The sequence below is a fragment of the Acidobacteriota bacterium genome (assembly GCA_016196035.1).
GTDB lineage: Bacteria > Acidobacteriota > Blastocatellia > RBC074 > RBC074 > JACPYM01.
Genome location: JACPYM010000088.1, coordinates 161,830 through 183,421 on the forward strand (window position 1 = coordinate 161,830; position 21,592 = coordinate 183,421).

Consider the following 21,592-nt stretch of genomic DNA (forward strand, 5'->3'; position numbering starts at 1 on the left):
CTCCAAAGGCTTCGCCGATCCAAAGTGCTAATGGGTCTCTGGATAAATAAGCACTGACTTCACTCAATTAGGAATTTTGCGAAAGACCAGTACCGCCGAATTGTCTGGCCCCGGTGCTTGAAAAATTATTTGGTATGACAGCTTTCCGTCAGCCACGTCCTTTTCTAGCGCGGGATAAGATTCAAAGAAATAGCTACCCGGATAAAATTGTCTGAAATTCCGAAAGTGAAGAATGTACTCCGGCGCGCCGAGACCGCTCGTTGCCGTATCTGCCCACCATAAATAATTTACCGGATAGCCATGGACTGTCGCCAAAAAGGAAAAGTAATCGTGGTTGATCAAAAGACTCCGCACCGTCAGCCGCGCTGTCGGTCGTGCCTGTGGGCCAAAGCGCGCGGCAGCATCAGCGGCGATGAATGCGGCGGCGCTGCTGAAACTGCTGTAGTCCCGGCGATCCACCGGGTGATTGTCCTCATACCAATCGGGTACATTCAATGGGTAGCGGCTATCTAAAAATTTGAGGTCTCCCAAGCGCCAGGGCCGGAGCGGAAGAATTTCAAAGGCATTGTGCAGAAATAAAAGAAACGACAAACCGGCGAGCGCCAGCGAGACCCTGTGCGCCCAGCGTAACGAGGCGGCGTATTTCGCCGGCACGAGCACCGCCAAGGCCGCGATGAGCGGCAACCACGGCTCTGATAAGCGGACAGCCTTATTGATCGAAACAGTCGTCAGAACAAGCGACACCAGGGCCACTAGCCACATTACTACCCAGGTATGCCGCACACGATCTGCAGTTTCGCGGGCCGTGAGAATCCGCCACACTGGCACAAGCCCCAAGACAGCCAGGCAGAAGACGAAGAAATAGGGGCCGGATGAGATATTCGCCAGGAATGACTGGAAGTTCGGATAAAGACAAGCCTCACAGTTGAACGCCACCTTGGAATGCCGCAACACGGCCTCCCAGTTGCGGCAGTACCAAGTCCACGCGAGGGCAAAGGCCAGGACGAGCATCATGACAATGCGCAGGGCCAGTTTAGCGATCTTGCTGCTGTATGCTGGCGCCGCAAAATCTCGCCGCACCGCAAGCGCCAACAGATAAATCGAGGGCAGCAAGAGCAGCAGCGCAAAAGTGAGCTTGGCAAGCACTCCCAGACCCAGGACCAAACCTAACAGGGCAGACCATTTGAAATCGCGCCAGCCCCGGCGAATCAACAGGTCGAGGTAAATGACCATGAGCAGTAAGCAGAGATTCTCGCTATAAAACCGGTGCGTCAGACCGGTCACCATTGGCATCGTGGTGAGCAGGGCCGCGCCCACAGCCGCCTGGGTGGCCGGCAGACAATTGCAGAAAAGCGAGTAGGCGGCCACGCCCAGCGCAAATAAAATGGGAATCTCTGAAAGCAGGCAAGGGAAACTATCGCCCGGCAGGAAAAGCATGAAGAAGGCCGCGGGCAAACAGATCAACGGCGCCTTAAAACTCAGCGCGGAGACGTATCCTTCCCAAGCTCCGCTGAGTGTGCCAGTCCGGATGCCCTGAGCTATCGCGTAGGCTCCGCCCATATAATGAGCCTCATCCGCGCTGGGCAACATGTTCGAGTTGGTTAGATAGACAAAATGGGCGAGACAAACTACGCCGAGGAAGCCAAGCAGATAATAGAATGGGCGCCGATTCACGATAGCTTCGCCTTTTAACATGTCCGGGATTGTCAGTTGAGCCGCCAATCAACCCTTTTCTTTCAGCCAAGCGCCTAGAGCGGTTTGCAGTTGCGTTTACGGGAGTCAGTTGATGCTGGGACAGTACCGCGCGCGTGAGCAAGCGGCGCGTCAAGCTTGCCCCCTTGGCTGGATTGCCAAAACCCCGCTTGCTCACGCGCGCGGTACCGTCCCGCTGCGCTGCTTTTCCCGTACACCGTAATGAAAACCAGCCTAGTCTGTCTCACAGCGTTTAAGCGTAATGTAGGCAAACATGGCTAGAGAGCGCATCCAAGGCCGCAATGCCTGCTCCATGCCGCGCCAAAATGTAAAACTCCAACCGGGCATCAAGCCGCGCATGGAAACCCCGCCGGAAACCAAATAGCGGAAGGGCATGGCAAGCTCGATCTTCTGGATTTTCCAAGTCGGGAATTCCCGCTCAAACTGTGCGCGGTCTCGTTCAAAAAGTATCCAAGGCAAAGCGCCATTCGCGCCGGACAAGGGGCCGCTAGCCGGAAACTCCCACGCGCGCGCGCGCGGCTGGAACGGCTCGTGGTGCAATTTGGTATAGATCAATTCGGACCAGGCAGTTACCCAGGGTTCGATCATCACCACTGCCCCGCCCGTTCGCACGCAGCGCGCGGCTTCAATGAAAAATTGCCGGGGCCTGGGCAGATGGTGCAACACATCTACCAGGACGATACCGCGTAAAACACGGTCAGCAAAAGGTAAGGCCAGCCCATCCAAAACGATATTCACGCCGGGGCAAGGGAAAATTTCTGACGTAATTACTCCGGGAAGATAGTCGCGCAGGAAACCCGCCCCCGCGCCAAGTTCCAGCACCGGTTCATGACCAGCCGGCAGCGCCGCAACGATCTCCCCGTACCATTCTTGGTAAATACGCCGCAGAAACGGCTTCTCTCGAATGATTCGCCGGCGCAAATCCGTCGTTTGCGGGTCGTCTATCTCAAGTCCGCGAGTGAGCGGGTGTGCTAGCCAGCGCTTTAGCATAGGTCACACAAATTTGATGCGCCCGGCGGCGAACAGCACCATCTTCAACAGCAACCAGCCGTGCCGCCAGCGCTGTATGTTGGTTGTCCCATAGGTGCGCTCGCGATAACGCACCGGGATTTCCGTAATTTTCAAATTGAGTTTAGCCGCCCCGAACAGCAGGTCGAAGTCGCCGAACGGGTCGAAATCGCCGAAGTATGCACGGTTGGCCGTGAGCCGTTCGTAATCGCGCCGCCAGAGCACCTTGGTGCCGCAAAGCGTGTCTTTGACCGGCTGACCGAGCAACGCCGAGAAAGCCAGGCTGAAGAACTTGTTGCCCAGCAGATTGGCGAAGCGCATCGCCCCGTCCTCCATCGGGTAAACCAGGCGCACGCCGTTGATGAACTCGCCTTTGCCCGTGCTGAGAGCCTCATAAAAGCGCGGCAAATCTTCGGGTGGCACCGTGAGGTCGGCATCCAGAATCATCAGGATGTCACCGCTCGCTTCCGCGAACCCCAGCCGCACGGCATCGCCTTTACCCGCTCCTGTTTGCCGCCACAACTTACAAATCCGTTCGGGGTGAGCCGCCAGCGCGCGCTCAATCGCGGCATAGGTGTCATCCTGCGAGTGACCTTCGACAAAGATCAACTCCGTCCCTCCACCCATCTCCGGCACGCGCGAAAAGATTTGCTCGATGTTGCCGGCTTCGTTGCGTGCCGGCACGACCACGCTCACTTTGGGGGCACCCAAGCGCGTATCAGCAGCGCGGTGTTGCGGCAGTCGGGACGGGCGCGCCAGGATGAAATTGGTCAAGGCAAAAGTCCGGAAGAAAGGCAGCTTGACCAACACCCGATTGGCCAGCGGAGCGATCAATGGCACCGACAAGGGAAACAAAAGCTCCGGCTTTGTATTGATCGTTTGCCACCCGGCCAATTCCAACAAACCGGCTATATCTTCCACCGTAAGCCAATTTTGGTTGAGCACCGGTTGCGCTAAATCGAGTTTCTGTGCCCAGGCTAAAGGCAATTCCCAAAGCCGGCTGTAGGAGTTGATGATAATTCTGGTATGCGAATCCGCCCAATGCGTCACCTGCTCGAGCACGGTTTGCACATCCCACACATCATTGAGCAAGTCAGAGAGGATGATTACATCGAACGGCGTGTTGGCATACGACTCCAGCGCGGAGAGGTCGTGGGCATCGGCTTGTACGAATTGTAAGGAAGGGTGACGGCGCGCGGCTTGCGCGATCATTTCAGTTGAAAAGTCCACGCCCACCCCTACGGCGGGGCTGAGTGCCGCGAGCAAGTCGCCTTTGCCGCATCCCACTTCGAGCACACGTTGCTGGGGCATCACCATGAAGCGATAAATCTCAGCCAACCGCTGGTGATAGTATCCGCCCAGCCCCTGCCATTTGTTCGACTGTTGAGCAAAATCATCCCAGTGGGCCTGGCGTGACTCAGTGTAACGGGCCAACGCCGCGTCTTCGAAAGTTTCATTCGTTAAGTCAAGCATTGGGGTCAAAAATATATGAGTGCAGTTCCTTCATAGCGCTGGCATAGCGCTGGCCATCCGCTAAGGCCAGCGGATTCTAGCGAATTGACCGAGTTCCGAGCAAGGCACCGCGATCTATCAGCCGGTCTATTTATTCTCCAGCTTCAAACTCTGAGCGCAGTGAAGGCCAATGCGGTTTGCTTTCAGTCGCCCATTGCCCGCGCCACAATGTATTCCCACCATGTATTCAATGAAGAACGCTTTTCAATTGCACCGCCGGGATAGCCAAAACTAGCGCAGTGATGCCAACTGATCGAAAGTGGGCGGAACTATCTTTTCTATAGCTTCGTATGCCGCTCCGTACTCAATCCCAAAACTGTTTATCAAGGAGAACCCAATGAAAAATGTTATGCGCGCAATTGGATTAACACTGGTGTTGGCGACTGCACTCTTGGCCGCCGCCGATGGCGTAACGGGCAAATGGACTGGCAGCTTCGTCATTACGTTGGATGGCGAAACGAAAGATGAAATGGCGCTCCTGAATTTGAAGCAGAACGGTACCGAACTCACCGGCACGGGCGGGCCAAGCGCCGATGAACAATGGCCGATTCAAAACGGCAAAGTCGAAGGCGACAAACTCATCTTTGACGTGCAATCGGGCGGGCCGCTGATCAAATTCAACCTGACCCTGGCCGACGGCCATTTGAAAGGCGAAGCCAAAGCCGAACACGATGGCCATTCGATGAAAGCCGCCGTGGATTTGCAGCGCAAAACCGAATAAGCTGGCAGCCGTGTAACAACGGCTACGAGCATCAACGGCTTAACCACTTCAAGAGGATCAAGGCTATGCACCGCATCGGCAAAGTTGTTTTGATACTGGCCTGCGTGACCGCCGCGCTGGCCCAGTCGCCCGAACCGCCGCTCACTGACACGCGGCTCACCATTCACACCCTCGTCCGCGAAGACATCTTCGCGGGCTTCCTGTCCGACAACATGGAGCGTCTGGCGCGCGGCGAGAAAAACGTTCAAACGCTGCTCGAAAAACGCCCCGACGCCAAATACGAATTGCTGGCGTGGCAGGCGGGCGCAACGCTTTACCGGGCCGTGCGCGCTTATGAAGCGAAGCGCACGGACGAGTTCCAGCAAACCTACCGCCAGGCGCTCGACCTGTTTGCCCAGGCCCAAAAATATCCCGCCAACAATGGTATCGCCGCTGGCGGTGTCGCGGCGGTCACCGGCGGCAGTTACGCGCTGTTTGCCGACCGCTTGCCGCCAGAGAATCGTGCGGCGGCCTGGGCGCAAGCTTATGACGCCTATCAGTTGCTGTGGAAAGTGCAGGCCCCGTCGGTGGACAAACTGCCGGTTCACATACGCGGCGAATTGCTCGCGGGTCTGACGCAATCGGCCCAGCGCACTGGGCACGCCGACGAAGCCAACCAGCATCTCGACCGGATGCTCACGCTCTTGCGCGACACGCCTTACGAACCGGTCGCCAAACAGTGGAAAGCCAACCCCAAGTCGGCGGCCAGCAGCACGCTGGCTTGCATGACTTGCCACGAATCAGGCCGCTTGGCGGCGCGCCTGGCGACGTTCAAATAGACTCTCTTCCAACGCCTTCAAGCAAACGAACCCCGCGAGGATGGCCTCGCGGGGTTCGTCAATACCACTCAGCTTGCCCGCTTCTAACTGTGCCTTAAAGCGGTTTGCAATCGCGTTTGCGGGAGCAGTTTGTGCCGGGACGGTACCGCGCGCGTGAGCAAGCGGAGCCTGTGCGATGATGCACCGCTTGCGCACGCGCGCGGTACCGTCTCGCTGCGCAGCTCTTTTCCCGTAAACTGAAGTGAAAACCGATCTAGCTGCTGACCTCCGGTTTCCCGCAATTCACCATCCACGGAATGCCGAATTGATCAATGAGCATGCCAAAGCGATTGGCCCAAAAGGTTTCCTGCAATGGCATATTTACCTGGCCGTTCTCGGCCAGCGCGTGAAAGAGGCGTTCGGCTTCGGCGGGATCGTCAACGCTGAGCGAAACACAAAAGCCGTTGGGTTGTTGATAAAACCCCGGCGGGCTATCAGACCCCATCACGATCACATCGCCAATTTCCAGCGTGGCGTGCATGATCTTGTCCTGCCATTCCGCCGGAAATTGCGCCGCCATCGGCGACGCGCCATAGGTGATTGAGAAAAGGGGCTTCGCGCCTAGTTGCTGCTCATAAAACTGAAAGGCCGCCGCGCAGGCGCCGTTAAAATTCAAATGCGGATTCAATTTCATCTTGTGCTCCTCTGGTTGTGTCGTTTAATTGCTTCCCTTTGTCTGCGACAGGCTTTATTCATGCCGTAAAGCGACTAGAGGGTCAACCTTTGCCGCGCGCTGTGCCGGAATCAAACACGCCAGCAAGGCGACCAGCGTCAGCAACAACGCGGCCATAAACAAGCTCAGCGGATCGGTCGCGCGCACGCCGAACAACAGCTTTTCTAACAACCGCATCAAGGCCACCGACACAACCAATCCCAACGACAACCCAACCAGCACCAGGCGCATTCCCTGCCCGACCACCAAGCGCAACAGATCAACACCGCGCGCGCCCAGCGCCAGACGGATGCCGAACTCTCCGGTGCGCCGTGCAACCGTATAGGCCAGCACGCCATAAATCCCGATGGCCGCCAACAGCAGCGCCAAGCCCGACAGCCAATTCAACAACACGGCGCTGAAACGCGGCTGCGCCAGATGCGTCGCGACCAGTTCCTCCATCGTAGCGACGCGCGTGATGGCTTGCGTGGGATCAAGCGCCGCGACTTCAGCGCGCACCGTTAGCAACACCGCCTGCGGATCAAGCTTCGTGCGCACCGCGAAGTGATTGACGAAGGCCATCGGCCATTGCGCGAACGGGATGTACAAATCAAAGCGCGCGTCCTGCAAAGCGCGGTAGCGCGTATCACCGACCACACCGACAATCGTGCGCCACGGCGAATCGCGCAAATCCAGCTTGAGTTGTTTGCCCAGCGGATCAACGCCCGCGCCGAATACTGTTCGCGCCATCGTCTCGCTGATGATGGCAATGGGTTGCGATTGCTCGGTGTCGAAGTCGGTAAACTCGCGCCCGGCTTTGAGCGGCAGCTTGATCGTGCGGAAGTAATGCGGCGTGATGGCTTCAAAATTCGGCACACGGTTTTTCATTGCGTCGGCTCCCGACTGCCCTTCCAATGTGAATGATATATCCCAACCAACCGGGCCTTCCATCGGACGAATCAACACGGCGCTCGCGGCTTCAACGCCGGGCTTCGCTTCGAGGCGTTCGATCAAGTGCCGGAAGAAATCGCGCCGCGCTTCCGGCGTGCCGTATTTCGCGCCCTGCAAACGCAACTGCATCGTCAACGTATGCGCGGTGTCAAAGCCGAGATCAAGGCGGCTGAGATTGACGAAGCTGCGCAGGATGAGCGTCGCGCCGACCAATAAAACTACAGTGATGGCGACTTCGGCGATGACCAGCGCGCTGCGTGTGCGCGTGCCGGAACGCTCGCCCGCCATCTTCGTGCCGCCTTCGTTGAGCGTTTGATTCAGGTTGAGGCGTGAGGCAGTCAACGCAGGAACCACTCCACATAAGATCGCCGTCAACAACGCGACAACCAGACTGAAGAGCAATACGGTGAGATTGAGCGAGACTTCTTCGATGCGCGGAATGTCGGCGGGAGCGACGCGCACCAGCAGTTTGATGAGCCAGTACGACAACGCTACGCCGCCAATGCCGCCCGCCAACGCAAGCAGAAAACTTTCGGTCAACAACTGCCGCACCAATCGTAATCGCCCTGCACCCAACGCCGCGCGCACGGCGAATTCGCGCCGTCGGGCCGTCGCGCGTGCCAACGACAAATTGGCAATGTTCGCCGCCGCAATCAGCAACAGCATTCCCGTCGCCGCCAGCAACAACCACAACGCCGGACGCGCATCGCCGAACAGATGCGCGGCAAGCGGCGTGATGACGATGCGCTGCCCAGCGGCTTCCAGTTCGGGATGTGCTGCCGCAATGCGTGCGACGATGGCATTCAATTCCGCTTCGGCCTGCGCGAGTGTTACGCCCGGCTTGAGCCTGCCGACAGCGGTCAGAAACGCCATGCCATAACTTTCGGTTTGCCGCGCTGGCACCACCGTTTTGAAGGGCAGCCACAAATCCACGCCTTTCGGATATTCAAACTTCGCGGGCATCACCCCGACGACCGTGTAATTCGCTTCGGTCAGCGTGATGCTTTGTCCGATGATGTTCGCATCCGCATTGAAGCGTTCGCGCCAAAGCCTCTCGCTGAGGACAACGACCTTTGGCCCATTCAATACATCATCGCTTTCGCTCAAGACGCGCCCCAGCGCCGCCTGCGCGCCCAGCACGGCAAAGAAACCGCCCGACACTTTCGCGCTTTCCAGTTGCACCGCTTCGCCACGCCCCGTCAGCACATACCCGTAGCCGTACACCGTCGCAGGCATCGCTGCCACGTCAGAGAGACTCTGCGCCTGTAGCCGCCAGTCGCGCACCTCGGCCATCGCCAGTTCGACAAACGCCTGATTGGTAGTCGTGTCGCGCTTCCACAACGCGACCAATTGTTTCTGCTCCGCAAACGGCAACGGACGCAGCAGCACGGTGTACACGACGCTGAAAATTGCAGTACACGCGCCGATGCCGAGCGCGAGTGTGAACACGGCAATCAACGTGAAGCCGGGTTGCTTGAATAGCATTCGCGCACCAAAACGCAGGTCTTGTAATAACGATTCCATTCGTATTCCTCCTCGTCGTTCGATGAATTCCAACGATGGTTGAAAAGTCCGCGTAGTCAACGACTGTTCAGCGCGACTCAATTCGCATTCCAGCGAGTGCCAGTCATAACTTTGCACCGCGCGCGCTTCGGCTTCTGGCGCGGGTAACCCGTCGGCCAGTGCGTCTTCGTACACGGCTTCCAAATGCAGCGCCAATTCTTCAACGATTTCGCTCTCGCGTGTGGGCGGCAGGCGCAACGGCGCAAGATGGTGGCGCACGAGGTGATTCCAATTCGGCATAATTCATTCGTGGCGTAATGCTGTTAGCGGATCAACTGTGGTCGCGCGTCGGGCTGGAATCCAGCAGGCGACGAGCGCTACGGCAGTTAGCAACAGGGCAATCGCGATGAATGTCAGCGGGTCGTAGGGGCGGATGCCATAGAGATTCGCTTCGATCAAACGCGCGACGCCGTAAGCAGCAGCCAGGCCGATGAACAGGCCCGTAACAATCAGCCACGCGCCTTCGCGCAAAACCAGCCGCAACACATCACGGGCTTGCGCGCCCAGCGCCATGCGGATACCGATTTCGCGGGTGCGTTGATTGACGGCATACGCAACGACGCCATACAGCCCAATCGCAGTCAGTAGCAAGGCGACTAAACCAAAGACACTGGTCAGCGTTGCCGCCATGCGTTGACTGCTGAGTTGCGCGCGCAAGTCACCTTCGAGTGTGGTGGCCTTGAATAGCGCCAGCCCGGCATCAAGCGCATGCACTGCGCGGCGCACCTGTGGCAACAAGGCGGCGGGATCGGCGTTGGTGCGCAGCAAGACACGCTGCGAGGTCATTGCCCCCTCCAATTGCGCGATGGGGGATTCGATTTGCGGGCGCGCTTCGCCGTCGAGCGACATGGTTTTGATGTCGCGGGTGACGCCGATGATTGTCAGCCACGGCTTGCCGACGCCATAACTGATACGGCGTCCGATGGGGTTTTGGTTGGGGAAGAACTTGTTTGCGAAGGCAGCGTTGATGGTGACGATGTCGGGCTGTCCTTTACGATCCGTGTCGGTGAAGCTGCGTCCTTGTTCAAGCTGAATGCCCAGCAGTTCGTGATAGCCTGCGCTGACGATATTCAAATCCACCATCGGCATATTGTTGGGGTCAGCGGGCTGGCCTTCGACAACCACCGCTGTCAGGCCAACCATTCCACCCAAGGGTGTGTAGTTGGCGGCAGCGACACGTTGCACGCCGGGCAAGGCGCGCAGGCGTTCAGACAATTGCTGAAAGAATTGTTTGGCGCGCGCATCATCGTATTTGCCTTCGGGCAAGGCGATGTCGGCGGCCAAGACGTTCTGCACGTGAAAGCCAGGATCAATTGCCAGATAGCCGCGCAACGTGCGCACAAACAATCCGGCGGAGATCAGCACAATGACGGAAAGCGCGATTTGCGTGACTAATAAGACACGACGTGACCAGACGAAATTGCGCCCATCGGCACGCATCGAACCTTCGTCTTTGAGCGCGGGGATCAAATCAGGGTACGATGCTTGCCAAGCGGGCCACAGCCCAAACAGCACGCCCGTCAATAACGACAGGCCGAAGGTGTAAAGAGCAACGCGTGTGTTGAGCGTGAGATCAAGTTGCACTTCCGCGCGCGGTTGAAAGCTCATCAACAATTTCAGCAACCAGGGGGCAATGAAAAGCCCCAGCAATCCGCCGACTCCGGCCAGCAATAAGCTTTCGGTCAACAACTGCCGCACTAATCTGAAACGCCCTGCGCCCAAGGCGAGCCGAACGGCGATTTCTTTCCGTCGCGTGGCCGCCCGCGCCATCAACAGTCCTGCGAGATTGGCGCAGGCAATCAGCAGAATCACACCGACGATGCCGAACAGAAACAGCAATGACATGCCCTGTTCGCCGCGCAAACTGGAAATGCCTTCGGTGATGTCTTCGAGTTGGATGCGCTTTTCACTGAAAGGCTGATGCCGGTCGCTTTCCGGCATCCACGCATCGCGTACCTGTCGCGCCAGGGTATCCATCGCCTGTTGCGCTGCCCCTTGCGCAACGTCGGGCTTCAGGCGTCCCAACAACTGCCACATCGTCCAATCATGATTGGTCAGCCACTCATTCGTAGCCTTTTTCTGTTCGACCTGCGCCACCATCATCGCCGGAACCCAAATATCAGTCGGCGCATCAATCATTACGCCACGAAAGCGCGCGGGCATCACGCCGATGATCGTATACGGCTGTTCATTCAGCGGGACAGTTTGCCCGATGACATTCGTTGCGCCACCAAACCGGCTTTGCCACAGACCATAACTCAACAGCGCCAGCGGATGTGCGCCGGGCGCGCGGTTGTCTTCGGGCGTGAACGTGCGCCCTAGCACTGGCTGAACCCCCAGCAGCGCGAAGTAGTTTTCGGCAACCAGTTCCGCGCGCACGCGTTCCATCTGATCGCCCGCCCCAAGGTTAAGCTTGGCGGGCCGGAACGCTGTCAGATCCGTGAAGACCGCATTGCGCGCGCGATAATCGAGAAAGTCGGCCCACGCGAATTCCTGAAACGTAAGTTGGGGATTAACGCTTTCGGCCTTGAATTGCACCAGCGCATCCGGGTCGTGGACAGGCAAAGATTGCAGCAGCAATTTGTCAAGCAGGCTGAACAACGCCGTATTCGCGCCAATGCCCAGCGCCAGCGTCAACACGGCAATCAAGGTGAAACCCGGTCGTGCTCGTAACATCCGCACGCCAAACCGCAGGTCTTGCAAGAGCGTTTCCATACGAATTCCCCCTCTTCGTTCGATCTTTTCCAGCGACGGCCGCAACGACCGTACCGCCACTGGTTGTTCCGCACGGCTCAGCTCACATTCGAGCAACTGACCAGCGCCGATCATGCGCAACGCTTGCGCCTGCGCCTCTGATTCTGTCGCGCCCGCCAGCAAGGCCGCTTCGTAAACAGCTTCGAGGTGCTGCGCCAACTCTTCCGCAATTTCCCACTCACGTACTGGCGGCAAACGCAGTGGGGCGAGGTGTGACCGCACGATGTGTTTCCAATCCGGCAGCGCCATCTTCACTCCGCCCGCAACGCAATCAACGGATCAACCTGTGTGGCGCGGCGCGCGGGAATCCAGCAAGCGACGAACGCGACCAACAGCAGTAAAACCGCGATGGCCGCAAAGGTCAGCGGATCGGTCGCACTGACGCTAAACAACAAAGCGGCCATCAGGCGCGTGAGCGCGAACGCCGCCACTAGACCCGTCGCTACGCCCAGCAGCGTCAGGCGCATGCCCTGCCCGACGACCAGCCGCAACACCTCGCGTTGCCCTGCGCCCAACGCCATGCGGATGCCGATTTCATGCGTCCGCTGTGTGACCGCATAACTCAGCACGCCGTAAATGCCGACCGCCGCCAACAGCATCGCCACGGCGGCAAACACGCCGAGCAAGAGCATCGAAAACTGCTGTTGTTCAATAGAAGTCGAGACCAATTGATCCAGCGTCCTGAGGCTGGAAACCGGTTGCTCTTTATCCAGACTCAAAACGGCATTGCGAATGGCCGCACTCAACGCCAACGGATCGCCTGTCGTGCGTGCCACCAGCGTCATAGTGGAAAAGGTTTGTTGCGTGTAAGGTTCGTAAGTTTGCAGGGTCGTTTGCTGGGCCAACCCGTAATGCTTCACATCGCCGACGATGCCGACAATTTCATACCAGTCGGGTTTATCCCCGCCTTTGAAATTGATGCGTTTCCCCAGCGGGTCTTCATTCGGAAAGATGCGCTGTGCCATCGTTTCGTTGATCAGCGCGACGTGCGGCGCGTCTTTGGTATCGCGTTCAGTGAACAGGCGGCCCCGCCGCAATGGAATGCCCATCGTTTTGAAATAGTCGGCGCTCACTGAATAATAGTTCGTGCTTTGGCCAGCGCCCGGCGGCAGCGGAGGCCGCCCCCCTATATCAAACCCCAACACGAAATCATCGTCGCTGAGCGGCATTACCGTGATCGCACCCGCCGATTGCACACCTGGCAACGTGCTGACTTTTTCGAGCAGTTGTTGGAAGAAGGCGACCTGCTGCGGTTCTTCCGGATATTTACGCTTCGGCAGCGACACCGTCGCGATCATTGCCTTGTCAGGATTAAAGCCGGGATCAACTTGTTGCAAGCGCCAGAAGCTTTTGATCATCAATCCCGCGCCCACCAACAACACCAGCGCCGCCGCGACTTCCAGCACAACTAGCCCGTTGCGCACAAACTGCCGTCCGCCTTCGGTTGAACCGCGTCCGGCATCTTTGAGCGTTTCGTTCAAATTCGGTCGAGTGGCTTGCCAGGCAGGAATCAGCCCGAAAATCACGCCCGTCAACAGCGTCACGAGAGCCGTGAAAGCCAGCACGCGCCCGTCGAGCGAAACATCGCTCAGGCGTGGCAGATTTGGCGGCGCCAGCGCCAACAACAAACGCGTGCCCCACGTGGCCAGCAACAACCCGGCTACCCCGCCGGCCAGCGACAGCAACATGCTTTCGGTCAACAATTGACGCACGACACGCCCACGCCCTGCGCCCATTGCCGTGCGGATGGCCAACTCTTTTTGTCGTCCGGCTGCCCGCGCGAGCAATAGGTTTGCAACATTGGCACAGGCAATCAGCAAGACAAAAGCGACTGCGGCGAGCAAGACGAGCAAGGCGGGCTTGATGCGCCGGACAGTGAAATCCAGCAGCGGCATCAGCATCACATTCGAGCCCGTGCTGACCTCCGGATATTGCGCGGCCAAGCGCCCGGCAATCGTGACCATCTCGGTGCGCGCTTGCTCGAACGTAACGCCGGGTTTGAGTTGGCCAACGACGCGGCTCAGATTATGTCCGCCCCGGTTTTGGGCTTGTTGCGTGGTGAAAGAAATCGGCGTCCAAAGCTCCGTGTCGCGCTCCCAAAAGTGAAAGGTCGCAGGCATCACGCCCGTTACGGTGTAACTCTGGCCGTCGAGCGAGATAGTTTGGTTGACGATTTTGGGATCACCGCCAAAGCGCCGTTGCCACAACGCGTGACTTAGGAGCACCACGTTGCTTTTGCCCGGCTGATGCTCTTCGGGCAGAAAACCCCGGCCAAGCTGCGGTTGAATACCCAGCAGCGCCACCATCCCCTCAGTGACGCTCAGCCCACGCAAGCGCTCCGGGTCGCCCGTACCAGTAAGATTCAGGTTCACGGGGCGCATCCCAACGAGCCGCTCGAAGGAGGTGTTCTGTTTCTGCCAGTCCAGAAAGTTAGCTGGTGAAACCGCAAATTCCGGGAATTGCGGCAGCTTGGTTTCGCGCAGCAGCACCAGCCGCTCCGGTTCCTTGAACGGCAGCGGGCGCAGCAGCACCGTATTGACCACGCTGAAAATTGCCGCATTGGCCCCAATGCCCAGCGCCAACGTGACAATGGCAATCAGCGTGAAGCCGGGCTGTTTCAGCAACATTCGCGCGCCAAAGCGCAAGTCTTGCCACAAACTTTCCATTCGCATTCCTCCTCTTCGTTCGAGCCATTCAACTGTCTGGGCGGGTGGATGCCAGGGCCGTTCGAGGCGGCTCAATTCGCATTCCAGCAACCGCCAGTCATAGCCATGCACGGCACGCGCTTCGGCAGCGGCGGCTGACCAACCTGCGGCCAGTGCATCCTCATAAGCGGCTTCCAGGTGCAGCACTAACTCTTCGACGATTTCGATTTCGCGTTCGGGCGACAAGCGTAAGAGCGCCAGTCGCTGCCGCACGAGAGGCTTCCAATCAGGCATCACGACTCCAATCAGGCAGGTTTGATCTTCGCCACGCGCTCCAATGCGCCGAAGAAATCGGCCCAGGTCTGGCGCTGCTCGGCCAAGACCTTCTTGCCCGCAGGCGTCAGTTTGTAAAAACGGCGGCGGCGTTCGCCCGCCTTTTCGACCCAGCGCCCCTGGATCAGGCCGCGCTTTTCCAGGCGATAGAGCAAGGGGTAAAGCGAGGCGACGTGGAATTGCAGCACGCCGTCCGAACGCTCTTCGATGAGTTTGGCGATTTCGTAACCGTGGCGCGGGCGGTCTTCGACCAGCGCCAGAATCAGCATTTCCGTGCTGCCACGTTTGATTTCTTTATCTAATAGATTAGTCATAGCGGGTGCCTCCATAGGTTGTGTTCGCATATATACTGCCACCATCGGTGGAAGGCAAACCGTTGACGACGGACGCGAGAAAAAATCGGGTAGTTGGATTTAGAGGCAGCGAGCGAAAGGTCAACAACAAAGGCTGCGGCGAATAGCGCAGATAGGTCTGGTTCTGAACAGGCAGGCGCGCAAGGCGGCAGTGGCGCGGCGAAAGGAACCCGCGTCTTAACGCTTATCAGCCGCGCGCCACACATAAATGTCGCGCGCGATCTCTTCTTCCAACGCGATTTGGGTTTCGTCGCATTGCACGACGTAACTCGGATACCGCTGCAACAATTTGACCGTCGCACCGGGGGCCAAACCGAGCGCGGAAAGTTTTTGCAAGCGGGCAAATTGCGGGGCGCTGAGATAGGCGACGCGCGCCTGTTCGCCGATGTCCAAACGGTCAACGGAACTCACCACGGCAGGGACTTGTTGTTGCGCTTGGCGGCAACACGCGCCGGGCGGGATTTGATGTTGATGCGGGCAAAAACGCGGATGACCGAGCAGCGTGCAGATGGCATCGGTCACGCCGCGCGCCAGCAGATGCTCGAATTCGCAGGCGTCGGCTTCGCTCTCTTCCAACGTCATGCCGAGTACATCCACGACCAGGCGTTCGGCCAACCGATGCCGCCGGATAATCTCTTCAGCGGTCTGACGGCCCAACGTGGTCAGACGAATTTCGTCGTTGCGGCGCACGAGATAACCGCCGCGTTCACATTCGTCCAACAGCGTTTCGGTCACAATGGTCTTTGCTTCAGCCGCAATGCGTTCCTGCGTAACCGTGCCTTGCTCGGCACACGTCCAGGCGGCTTCGAGCACTTCAGTGATTTCTTGTGAAAGCCAATGATGCATAGTGAGGTGTTAGAAATGAATATGTAAGGCGCGCAGCAGCCAGCCCACAATGCCGCCGACCGCAATCGCAAAGGGCGTGATGAAGGCCAGCATCAGCAACGCCTTCCGCATGCCCTGCTCGCGAATGATCATAAAGAAATTGGCCACACAGGGGATGAACAGCGTCAGCACAATCAGCGAAGTCACGATCTGCACGCTATTGAGCGCCCCTTCGCGCACCATCTGGAACAACCCCGCCGCGCCGTAATCGCGGCGCAAGAAACCCAGGATCAACACCTGCGCGGTCTGTCGCGGCAAATGCAAAATGCCCGTCACCAATGGGGCCAGCGCGTTTTCGATCATATCCAGACCGCTCAATCGCCCCCAGGGCGTGGGCACGCGCAACCAATCCAGCCCGAACAACAGCACCGTGCCCAACAGGAACAGCGGCAAGGCTTCGCGCAAATACCACCAGATGCGCTGGTGCGTTTTCGCCCAGATGTTTTTGAGTTGCGGCGTGCGAATCGGCGGCAGTTCAAAGATGAAATCGCCGCGCTGCCCTTTGATGATGAGCGATGACAGGAACCCGATCAGCAGCATTTGGGAAAACACGACGCCGAAGACGGTCACGACCGCGCCCAGACTGAGCGAGCCGCTGATGGCCAGAATTACACCCAATTGCGCCGAACACGGCACGCCCAATGCCAACAACAACGTGGCGATCAAACGTTCTTTTGGCGTGGACAAAATACGCGTCGTCATCGTCGCCATTGTGTCGCAACCCAAGCCCAGCACCATCGGCAACACGGCCTTGCCATTCAACCCCATCACGCGGAAAAGGCGATCCGCCAGAATCGCCAGCCGGGGCAGATAGCCGCTGTCTTCCAGCAAACCAAAGGCGATGAAAAAGGTCGTGACAATCGGTAACACCAGCGCCAACGCATACGTCAGCCCCACCGAAATCAAGCCGTATTTCCCCAGCAGAAAATCGTAAACCAGCCCGTGCGGAACCCAGGCTTGCAACCACGGTGTCAGCAGCCCATTGAAAAGATTGTTTTCCAGCGCATCCACCAACGTGCCCGCGCCGATCACACCGACGAATTCATACATCAGCAACAACACCGCCAACAACACCGGCAAACCCGTGCGCCAATCGCGCGACCAATGCCCCAAGCGTTCGGCGAAGCTGCGCGAGCGGCGCAAACATAACGCCAGCGGCACCAACACGGGCGCAATCAGCAATAGCAACTGCGTGAGCAGCGGATATAAAAACCCATTCTCATACGCGTGGTTTTCCGGGTTGAGTTGCCCGAAAAGCAATGTACCCAGCGTGCCCAGATGATGCCCGGACAGCCAGCTTTGCGCGGCGGGCAAAACGCCGCTTTCCAGGTGCGCGTTGAGCCAGCCATAGGGCGTCTGCCAGCCAAACAAACGGCCCAGTTCGGTGTAAAGAAAGAGCGCCAAACCCAGCCCCAATGCTGTGAACGCCAGCGGAAAGGTTTTACTTTCGGCACTGGCCAGTACACTTGGTGCAGTCTTTTTGAACCGGGCGACGGATTGTTCCAGCCAAAGATTGCGGGCTTCTTCCAGCCGTGCCGCCAGCGTGCGCAAGCGCGCATCGCTGCGCGGTACCGGCCAGTCAGGCGCTTGCGCTTCCAACCAATGCTCAACGCCGCTCCGCAAACTTGCTTCGCGCGTTTGTAGCCATTCCAGCGTGAGTTGTTGCGGCAGCACTTGACCTGAAGTTTGTGCGGGTACGCGGGCGAATTCGGCGGAACTCAATAACCGCGCGCGTATCACCGCCAGTGGATCGCGCGGCACCTTGGCGTGGTGAATCGTTTTGAACAGCGTATACAAACCTTCCCCATCAATCGCCACCGTGGGCACAACGGGGATGCCAAAGAGTTCTTGCAGACCCGCGACATCAATTTCGATCCCGCGCCCGCGCGCTTCGTCCATCAGGTTCAGCACTAGCACCATTGGCACGCCCAGTTCGGCCAGTTGCGTCGTGACCAATAAAGTCCGGCGCAAATTCTTGGCATCGGCGACCTGCACAATCACATCTGGCCGCACGGCCAATAACAAATCGCGCGTCACGCGTTCGTCGTCGGATTGCGGCACCAGCGCATTGACGCCGGGCGTATCAATCACTTCCCAGTCGCGTCCGCCATACCGCAATTTGCCGCGCGAGACTTCGACCGTTGTGCCCGGATAATTCGAGACGGTCACGTACTTGCCGGTCAGATAACCGAAGATCACCGATTTGCCGACGTTGGGATTGCCGACCAACAACAGCCGGGGTTGTTTCTCAGTGATCTCTGTGACGGGCACGCGCGCGGGTTCAGCGGTCAAAGTTGGCATTGTCGGGTTCAAACCTCATCAAAAGCTAAATGGATATGATTTTCATTTTGAACTATAACCGAAAGCCGAGAGGGACGCCAACATAATTTGCGCCGCAGGTTGAATAGGACAAACTCTGAAGAAAAAGGCGGACTTTTCCGATAGGAAATGGAGCGTTGCGCTGATTTTCCGAACATCGAGCTTTGGCTATTCTCTGCCTGCCTGCGGGAACAACAGTTCATTACTGAGTTACCGGCAGGCTCAGACGTTGGCTGGCAGTTCAAACTGCCGCCGAGAAATCGCAGCAGCGGCACAAGCATTGAAATGGATATGGGAATGCCTGTTTCAATGCTTGCGCTTCAATACGGTTTTGCGGTGAAGATCAAAGCGGCGCGTTCCGACGGTGGTCCTGAGATGGGATGGGAGGCTTAGCGCCGGGAGGTGGGAACGCCAACTGAAACGATCACGCGGGCAGTAAGACGGCACTCGAAGAGACAAGGGACTGATCTTCTGGTTGCCCATGCGGCTCGCGAACATCAACGTTGAAACTCGTTTCGGCCGGGGCCGGCCGCACAGTAACAAACTGGCAGAGGACGCGCTTGGGGACGGGTGCGGGGTTCAGATTACCCGCCGATATCGGCAAGCTGCTTCGTCTTAACGGTGCGTAGGCGATGGGCTTAATGCCAGCTTCGCGCAAAGCGGGTAGCCAACAACTCTTTTTGCGAGATGTTGTCAGCATGCCAATTTGCTTCTTTGAGGTCGGCATCGGCCGATTATATTTGGTAGGGCCTGCGCCTTACCCACTGAGTTATTCATCCAGGCAAAGCGGCGTTCTACTTTCCTACGTTGCCGACTAGAACGTCCACCGAGTCGCACTTCCCGTATACTCGCCCGGCACGTTGCTGAACCCGAAAATTACACGTGGTTGCAGCACATAGATCGGCCCCATTTTCGGATCGAGTTCCCAGTCGTATTTGATTTTGTATGCAGTGAACGCTTCTTGCGGCACGCTCTCTGTTGCCGTGATTTCAGCCGTTCCTTCCACCATCACCGAACCCTCGCTGTGTTCGACGCTGATCACGCAAAGCGGATTGGCAGCCAGGTTGCGCGCTTTGCGCGAGCGCGCGCCGGTGCTGAAATAGAAAGCATTGTTGACCCACACGCACCAGATCGGCATTACATGGGGCCGCCCGTCGGGCCGTGTGGTCGAGAGCCAATAGTTGCGCGGTGTTTGCAAGCGCTCGACGGCCCACGACCACGGCAGCATTCCGGCGGGATCTGCGGAAATGCCGTACTCGGGCATGTGCGGGCGGCCGGCTTGCGGTTCTGCTGGTTGGGACATCGGCTTATCTCAGTTGTTTGGATTGGGCGAAGCCTTTGGAGTGCGTCAACAGCACCATCTTTAGCCGTTGAACGACTCGCGCAAGACTTGCAAGCTTTTCGCCACGGCAATCTGGGCGTCTTCCTTACCTTCCATCTCCAGCGAAATCCAGCCTTTGAAACCGGCGCCGCGCAGGATTTTGGCAATGCGTTTGAAATCAGGATCGAGCGTGTAATAGACACCGCCGCCGTAATAGGTTTTGGCCTGAACGATGCTGGCGTGCGGGGCCAGCCGTTCGAGTTGCGAGTATGGTTCGCCAAAGAAATTGCCCGTGTCCACGTTCAGCACCAGCCAAGGCGAATTGACGGCTTTGTAAATGCGCAGCAGCCCTTCCACCGAAGTCGTCAAACCCCAGTGATTTTCCAGCGCCATTGCGACACCGGCGGCTTCGGCATGCGGCAGGCATTGGTTGATGGATTCGATGCACCAGTTGAAAGCGTCATCGTCGGTGTAACCGGGCAACGGCTGTTCTTTGCCACCGGCATCAAGCATCTTCTGAAAGTCGGGAATCGTGCCCCAGCGGCCCGAGTTCAAGCGAATTGCCGGACAACCCAGATAATGCGCGAGGTCAAGGCAGCGCTTAGTGTGGTCAATGTGCTCCTGCCGTTTGGCTTTGTCGGCTTGCACAAAGTTTTGATGAATCGAGAGGAAGAAAAGCGACAGCCCGTTGTCCCACGCCATCCGTTTCAGCTTGTTCAGATAGGGCTTCGTTTCGTTCTCCATCTGGCGGTGCAGAATTTCGACGCCCTCGAACCCCAGTTGCGCGGCGTTTTCAATCACTTTTTCTACCGGATACTTCACCTTGTCAAAATGCCAGTACGAATACGTCGAAACGCCAAAACGGATGCGCGCAGTGGAAGGCCCGGCTGCCACTGCCACTGGCAAAGCGTTGTCAGTTAAGGCGTGGCAAAGCGCCGCGCCTGCGCTGCTTTTAAGCAAAGTGCGTCTTGAGATAGTCATAGAAGCTCCTGGAAATAAGTGGTTAGTTCAGTTCAGCCAAATGCTGGCGATACCAGTCAAGCGTGCGCAACAATCCTTCATCCAACGCAATCTCGGCACGCCAGCCCAGCCGTGTTTCGGCTTTTTCCGCCGACAGATATTGCGCGTCAATCTCGCGTTCGATCTTTTGTTTGAGCAGCACGTTGGGTGTGAGGCGCCCTTCCTGCCCCGCCAAGGCGATGATGCGATTGACCAGCGCCAGCATCTGCACCGGTTCGCCCGCGCCGAAATTGAACGCCTCGCCGCGCGCCGTTTCGATCTGTTCGGCCAGCGCCAAATAACCACGCGCGACATCGTCCACATAAACGAACTCGCGCAAGGGCGTGCCGTCGCTGCGAATGAGCGGCGCTTCGCCACGCAGCACCGACAGAATCGTGCCGGGAATAATGCGCGACAGATTCATATCGCCCGGCCCGTAAATGTTGGCGAAGCGCGTCACCGCCACCGGCAGGCCATAGCTGTGCGCATACGAACGCGCCAGCACATCGGTGCAAACTTTCGAGGCGTCGTAAGGGAATAGGCCTAGCAATGGGTAGTCTTCGTGATAAGGCAATTCGTCGTGTGAGCCATAGGCTTTATCGCTGGACGCGACGACGACGCGCTTGACGGTCTGGCTGACGCGGCAGGCTTCGAGCAAAAAGTAACTGCCGCGAATGTTCGTCTCAAAGGTCGAAAGCGGCGAACGATTGGCCGCGCCGACAATGGCCTGGGCGGCGAGATGGAAGACGGCTTCGATCGCGTATTCGTTCAGCGCGCGTTCGAGCAGAGCATAGTCTTCGAGACTGCCTTGAATGACGGTGACGCGACGGCGCAGATCAAACAGATCAAGCGCATTGGCGCGCACCGCATCGCGTTGCAAACAGACGACGCGCGCCCCCTGTTCGACCAACAACCGCGTGACGTGCGCGCCGATAAAGCCGGTCGCGCCAGTGACAAAGGCCGATCGATTTTTCCAGTAAGAACTCATCGCAAAATCTCAAATCTC

The 21,592-nt window shown here is 58.0% G+C and carries 16 protein-coding genes; 3 read left to right on the top strand and 13 right to left on the bottom strand.

The genetic code is table 11. From position 1 onward, the window contains the following. Positions 1-63 precede the first annotated feature (63 nt). From HY011_25785 to HY011_25795, 3 genes are all read right to left on the bottom strand, one after another. On the bottom strand, positions 64-1,722 hold the full coding sequence (locus HY011_25785) for a hypothetical protein (GenBank protein MBI3426356.1): 1,659 nt from the start codon (positions 1,720-1,722) through the stop codon (positions 64-66). A 204-nt stretch (positions 1,723-1,926) separates the two neighbouring features. Next, positions 1,927-2,703, bottom strand: a complete 777-nt coding sequence (locus tag HY011_25790) for a methyltransferase domain-containing protein (protein MBI3426357.1) — start codon at positions 2,701-2,703, stop codon at positions 1,927-1,929. Between the two features lie 3 nt (positions 2,704-2,706). Further along, positions 2,707-4,194, bottom strand: coding sequence for a glycosyltransferase (locus tag HY011_25795; GenBank protein MBI3426358.1), 1,488 nt, complete (start codon positions 4,192-4,194; stop codon positions 2,707-2,709). Between the two features lie 376 nt (positions 4,195-4,570). Between HY011_25795 and HY011_25800 the strand changes: the two genes are divergently transcribed. Together HY011_25800 and HY011_25805 are read left to right on the top strand one after the other, a co-directional pair. Further along, positions 4,571-4,954 (top strand): hypothetical protein, encoded by a 384-nt coding sequence (locus HY011_25800; protein ID MBI3426359.1) that lies wholly within the window; start codon positions 4,571-4,573, stop codon positions 4,952-4,954. A 65-nt stretch (positions 4,955-5,019) separates the two neighbouring features. Continuing rightward, positions 5,020-5,772 carry a hypothetical protein gene (locus tag HY011_25805; protein ID MBI3426360.1) on the top strand — a complete coding sequence of 251 codons (753 nt, stop codon included), beginning with the start codon at positions 5,020-5,022 and terminating at the stop codon, positions 5,770-5,772. Positions 5,773-6,025: 253 nt separating this feature from the next. Here HY011_25805 and HY011_25810 read toward each other — a convergent pair whose 3' ends face one another. From HY011_25810 to HY011_25840, 7 genes are all read right to left on the bottom strand, one after another. Further along, positions 6,026-6,445: a VOC family protein gene (locus HY011_25810; protein MBI3426361.1), complete on the bottom strand. Its 420-nt coding sequence runs from the start codon at positions 6,443-6,445 to the stop codon at positions 6,026-6,028. Between the two features lie 54 nt (positions 6,446-6,499). Next, on the bottom strand, positions 6,500-9,217 hold the full coding sequence (locus HY011_25815) for an ABC transporter permease (GenBank protein MBI3426362.1): 2,718 nt from the start codon (positions 9,215-9,217) through the stop codon (positions 6,500-6,502). 3 nt (positions 9,218-9,220) lie between these two features. Next, complete coding sequence (locus HY011_25820) at positions 9,221-11,980, bottom strand: ABC transporter permease (GenBank protein MBI3426363.1); 2,760 nt, start codon at positions 11,978-11,980, stop codon at positions 9,221-9,223. 2 nt (positions 11,981-11,982) lie between these two features. Continuing rightward, positions 11,983-14,670 carry an ABC transporter permease gene (locus HY011_25825; protein ID MBI3426364.1) on the bottom strand — a complete coding sequence of 896 codons (2,688 nt, stop codon included), beginning with the start codon at positions 14,668-14,670 and terminating at the stop codon, positions 11,983-11,985. Positions 14,671-14,681: 11 nt separating this feature from the next. Then, complete coding sequence (locus HY011_25830) at positions 14,682-15,038, bottom strand: PadR family transcriptional regulator (GenBank protein MBI3426365.1); 357 nt, start codon at positions 15,036-15,038, stop codon at positions 14,682-14,684. 201 nt (positions 15,039-15,239) lie between these two features. After that, positions 15,240-15,908: a metal-dependent transcriptional regulator gene (locus tag HY011_25835; GenBank protein MBI3426366.1), complete on the bottom strand. Its 669-nt coding sequence runs from the start codon at positions 15,906-15,908 to the stop codon at positions 15,240-15,242. Positions 15,909-15,917: 9 nt separating this feature from the next. After that, the gene (locus HY011_25840) at positions 15,918-18,248 is read right to left on the bottom strand and encodes a ferrous iron transporter B (protein ID MBI3426367.1); all 2,331 of its coding nucleotides are present in this window, start codon (positions 18,246-18,248) and stop codon (positions 15,918-15,920) included. A 147-nt stretch (positions 18,249-18,395) separates the two neighbouring features. Here HY011_25840 and HY011_25845 point away from each other — a divergent pair, with 147 nt between their 5' ends. Beyond that, on the top strand, positions 18,396-18,659 hold the full coding sequence (locus HY011_25845) for a hypothetical protein (protein MBI3426368.1): 264 nt from the start codon (positions 18,396-18,398) through the stop codon (positions 18,657-18,659). 421 nt (positions 18,660-19,080) lie between these two features. Here the strand turns inward: HY011_25845 and HY011_25850 are convergent, their stop codons facing one another. Genes HY011_25850 through HY011_25860 form a run of 3 tightly spaced genes read right to left on the bottom strand, consistent with a single transcriptional unit; the run spans position 19,081 to position 21,574 of the window. Beyond that, the gene (locus HY011_25850) at positions 19,081-19,569 is read right to left on the bottom strand and encodes a pyridoxamine 5'-phosphate oxidase family protein (GenBank protein MBI3426369.1); all 489 of its coding nucleotides are present in this window, start codon (positions 19,567-19,569) and stop codon (positions 19,081-19,083) included. Positions 19,570-19,629: 60 nt separating this feature from the next. Next, on the bottom strand, positions 19,630-20,568 hold the full coding sequence (locus HY011_25855) for a sugar phosphate isomerase/epimerase (protein ID MBI3426370.1): 939 nt from the start codon (positions 20,566-20,568) through the stop codon (positions 19,630-19,632). Between the two features lie 22 nt (positions 20,569-20,590). Further along, positions 20,591-21,574, bottom strand: coding sequence for a GDP-mannose 4,6-dehydratase (locus tag HY011_25860; protein ID MBI3426371.1), 984 nt, complete (start codon positions 21,572-21,574; stop codon positions 20,591-20,593). Positions 21,575-21,592 lie beyond the last annotated feature (18 nt).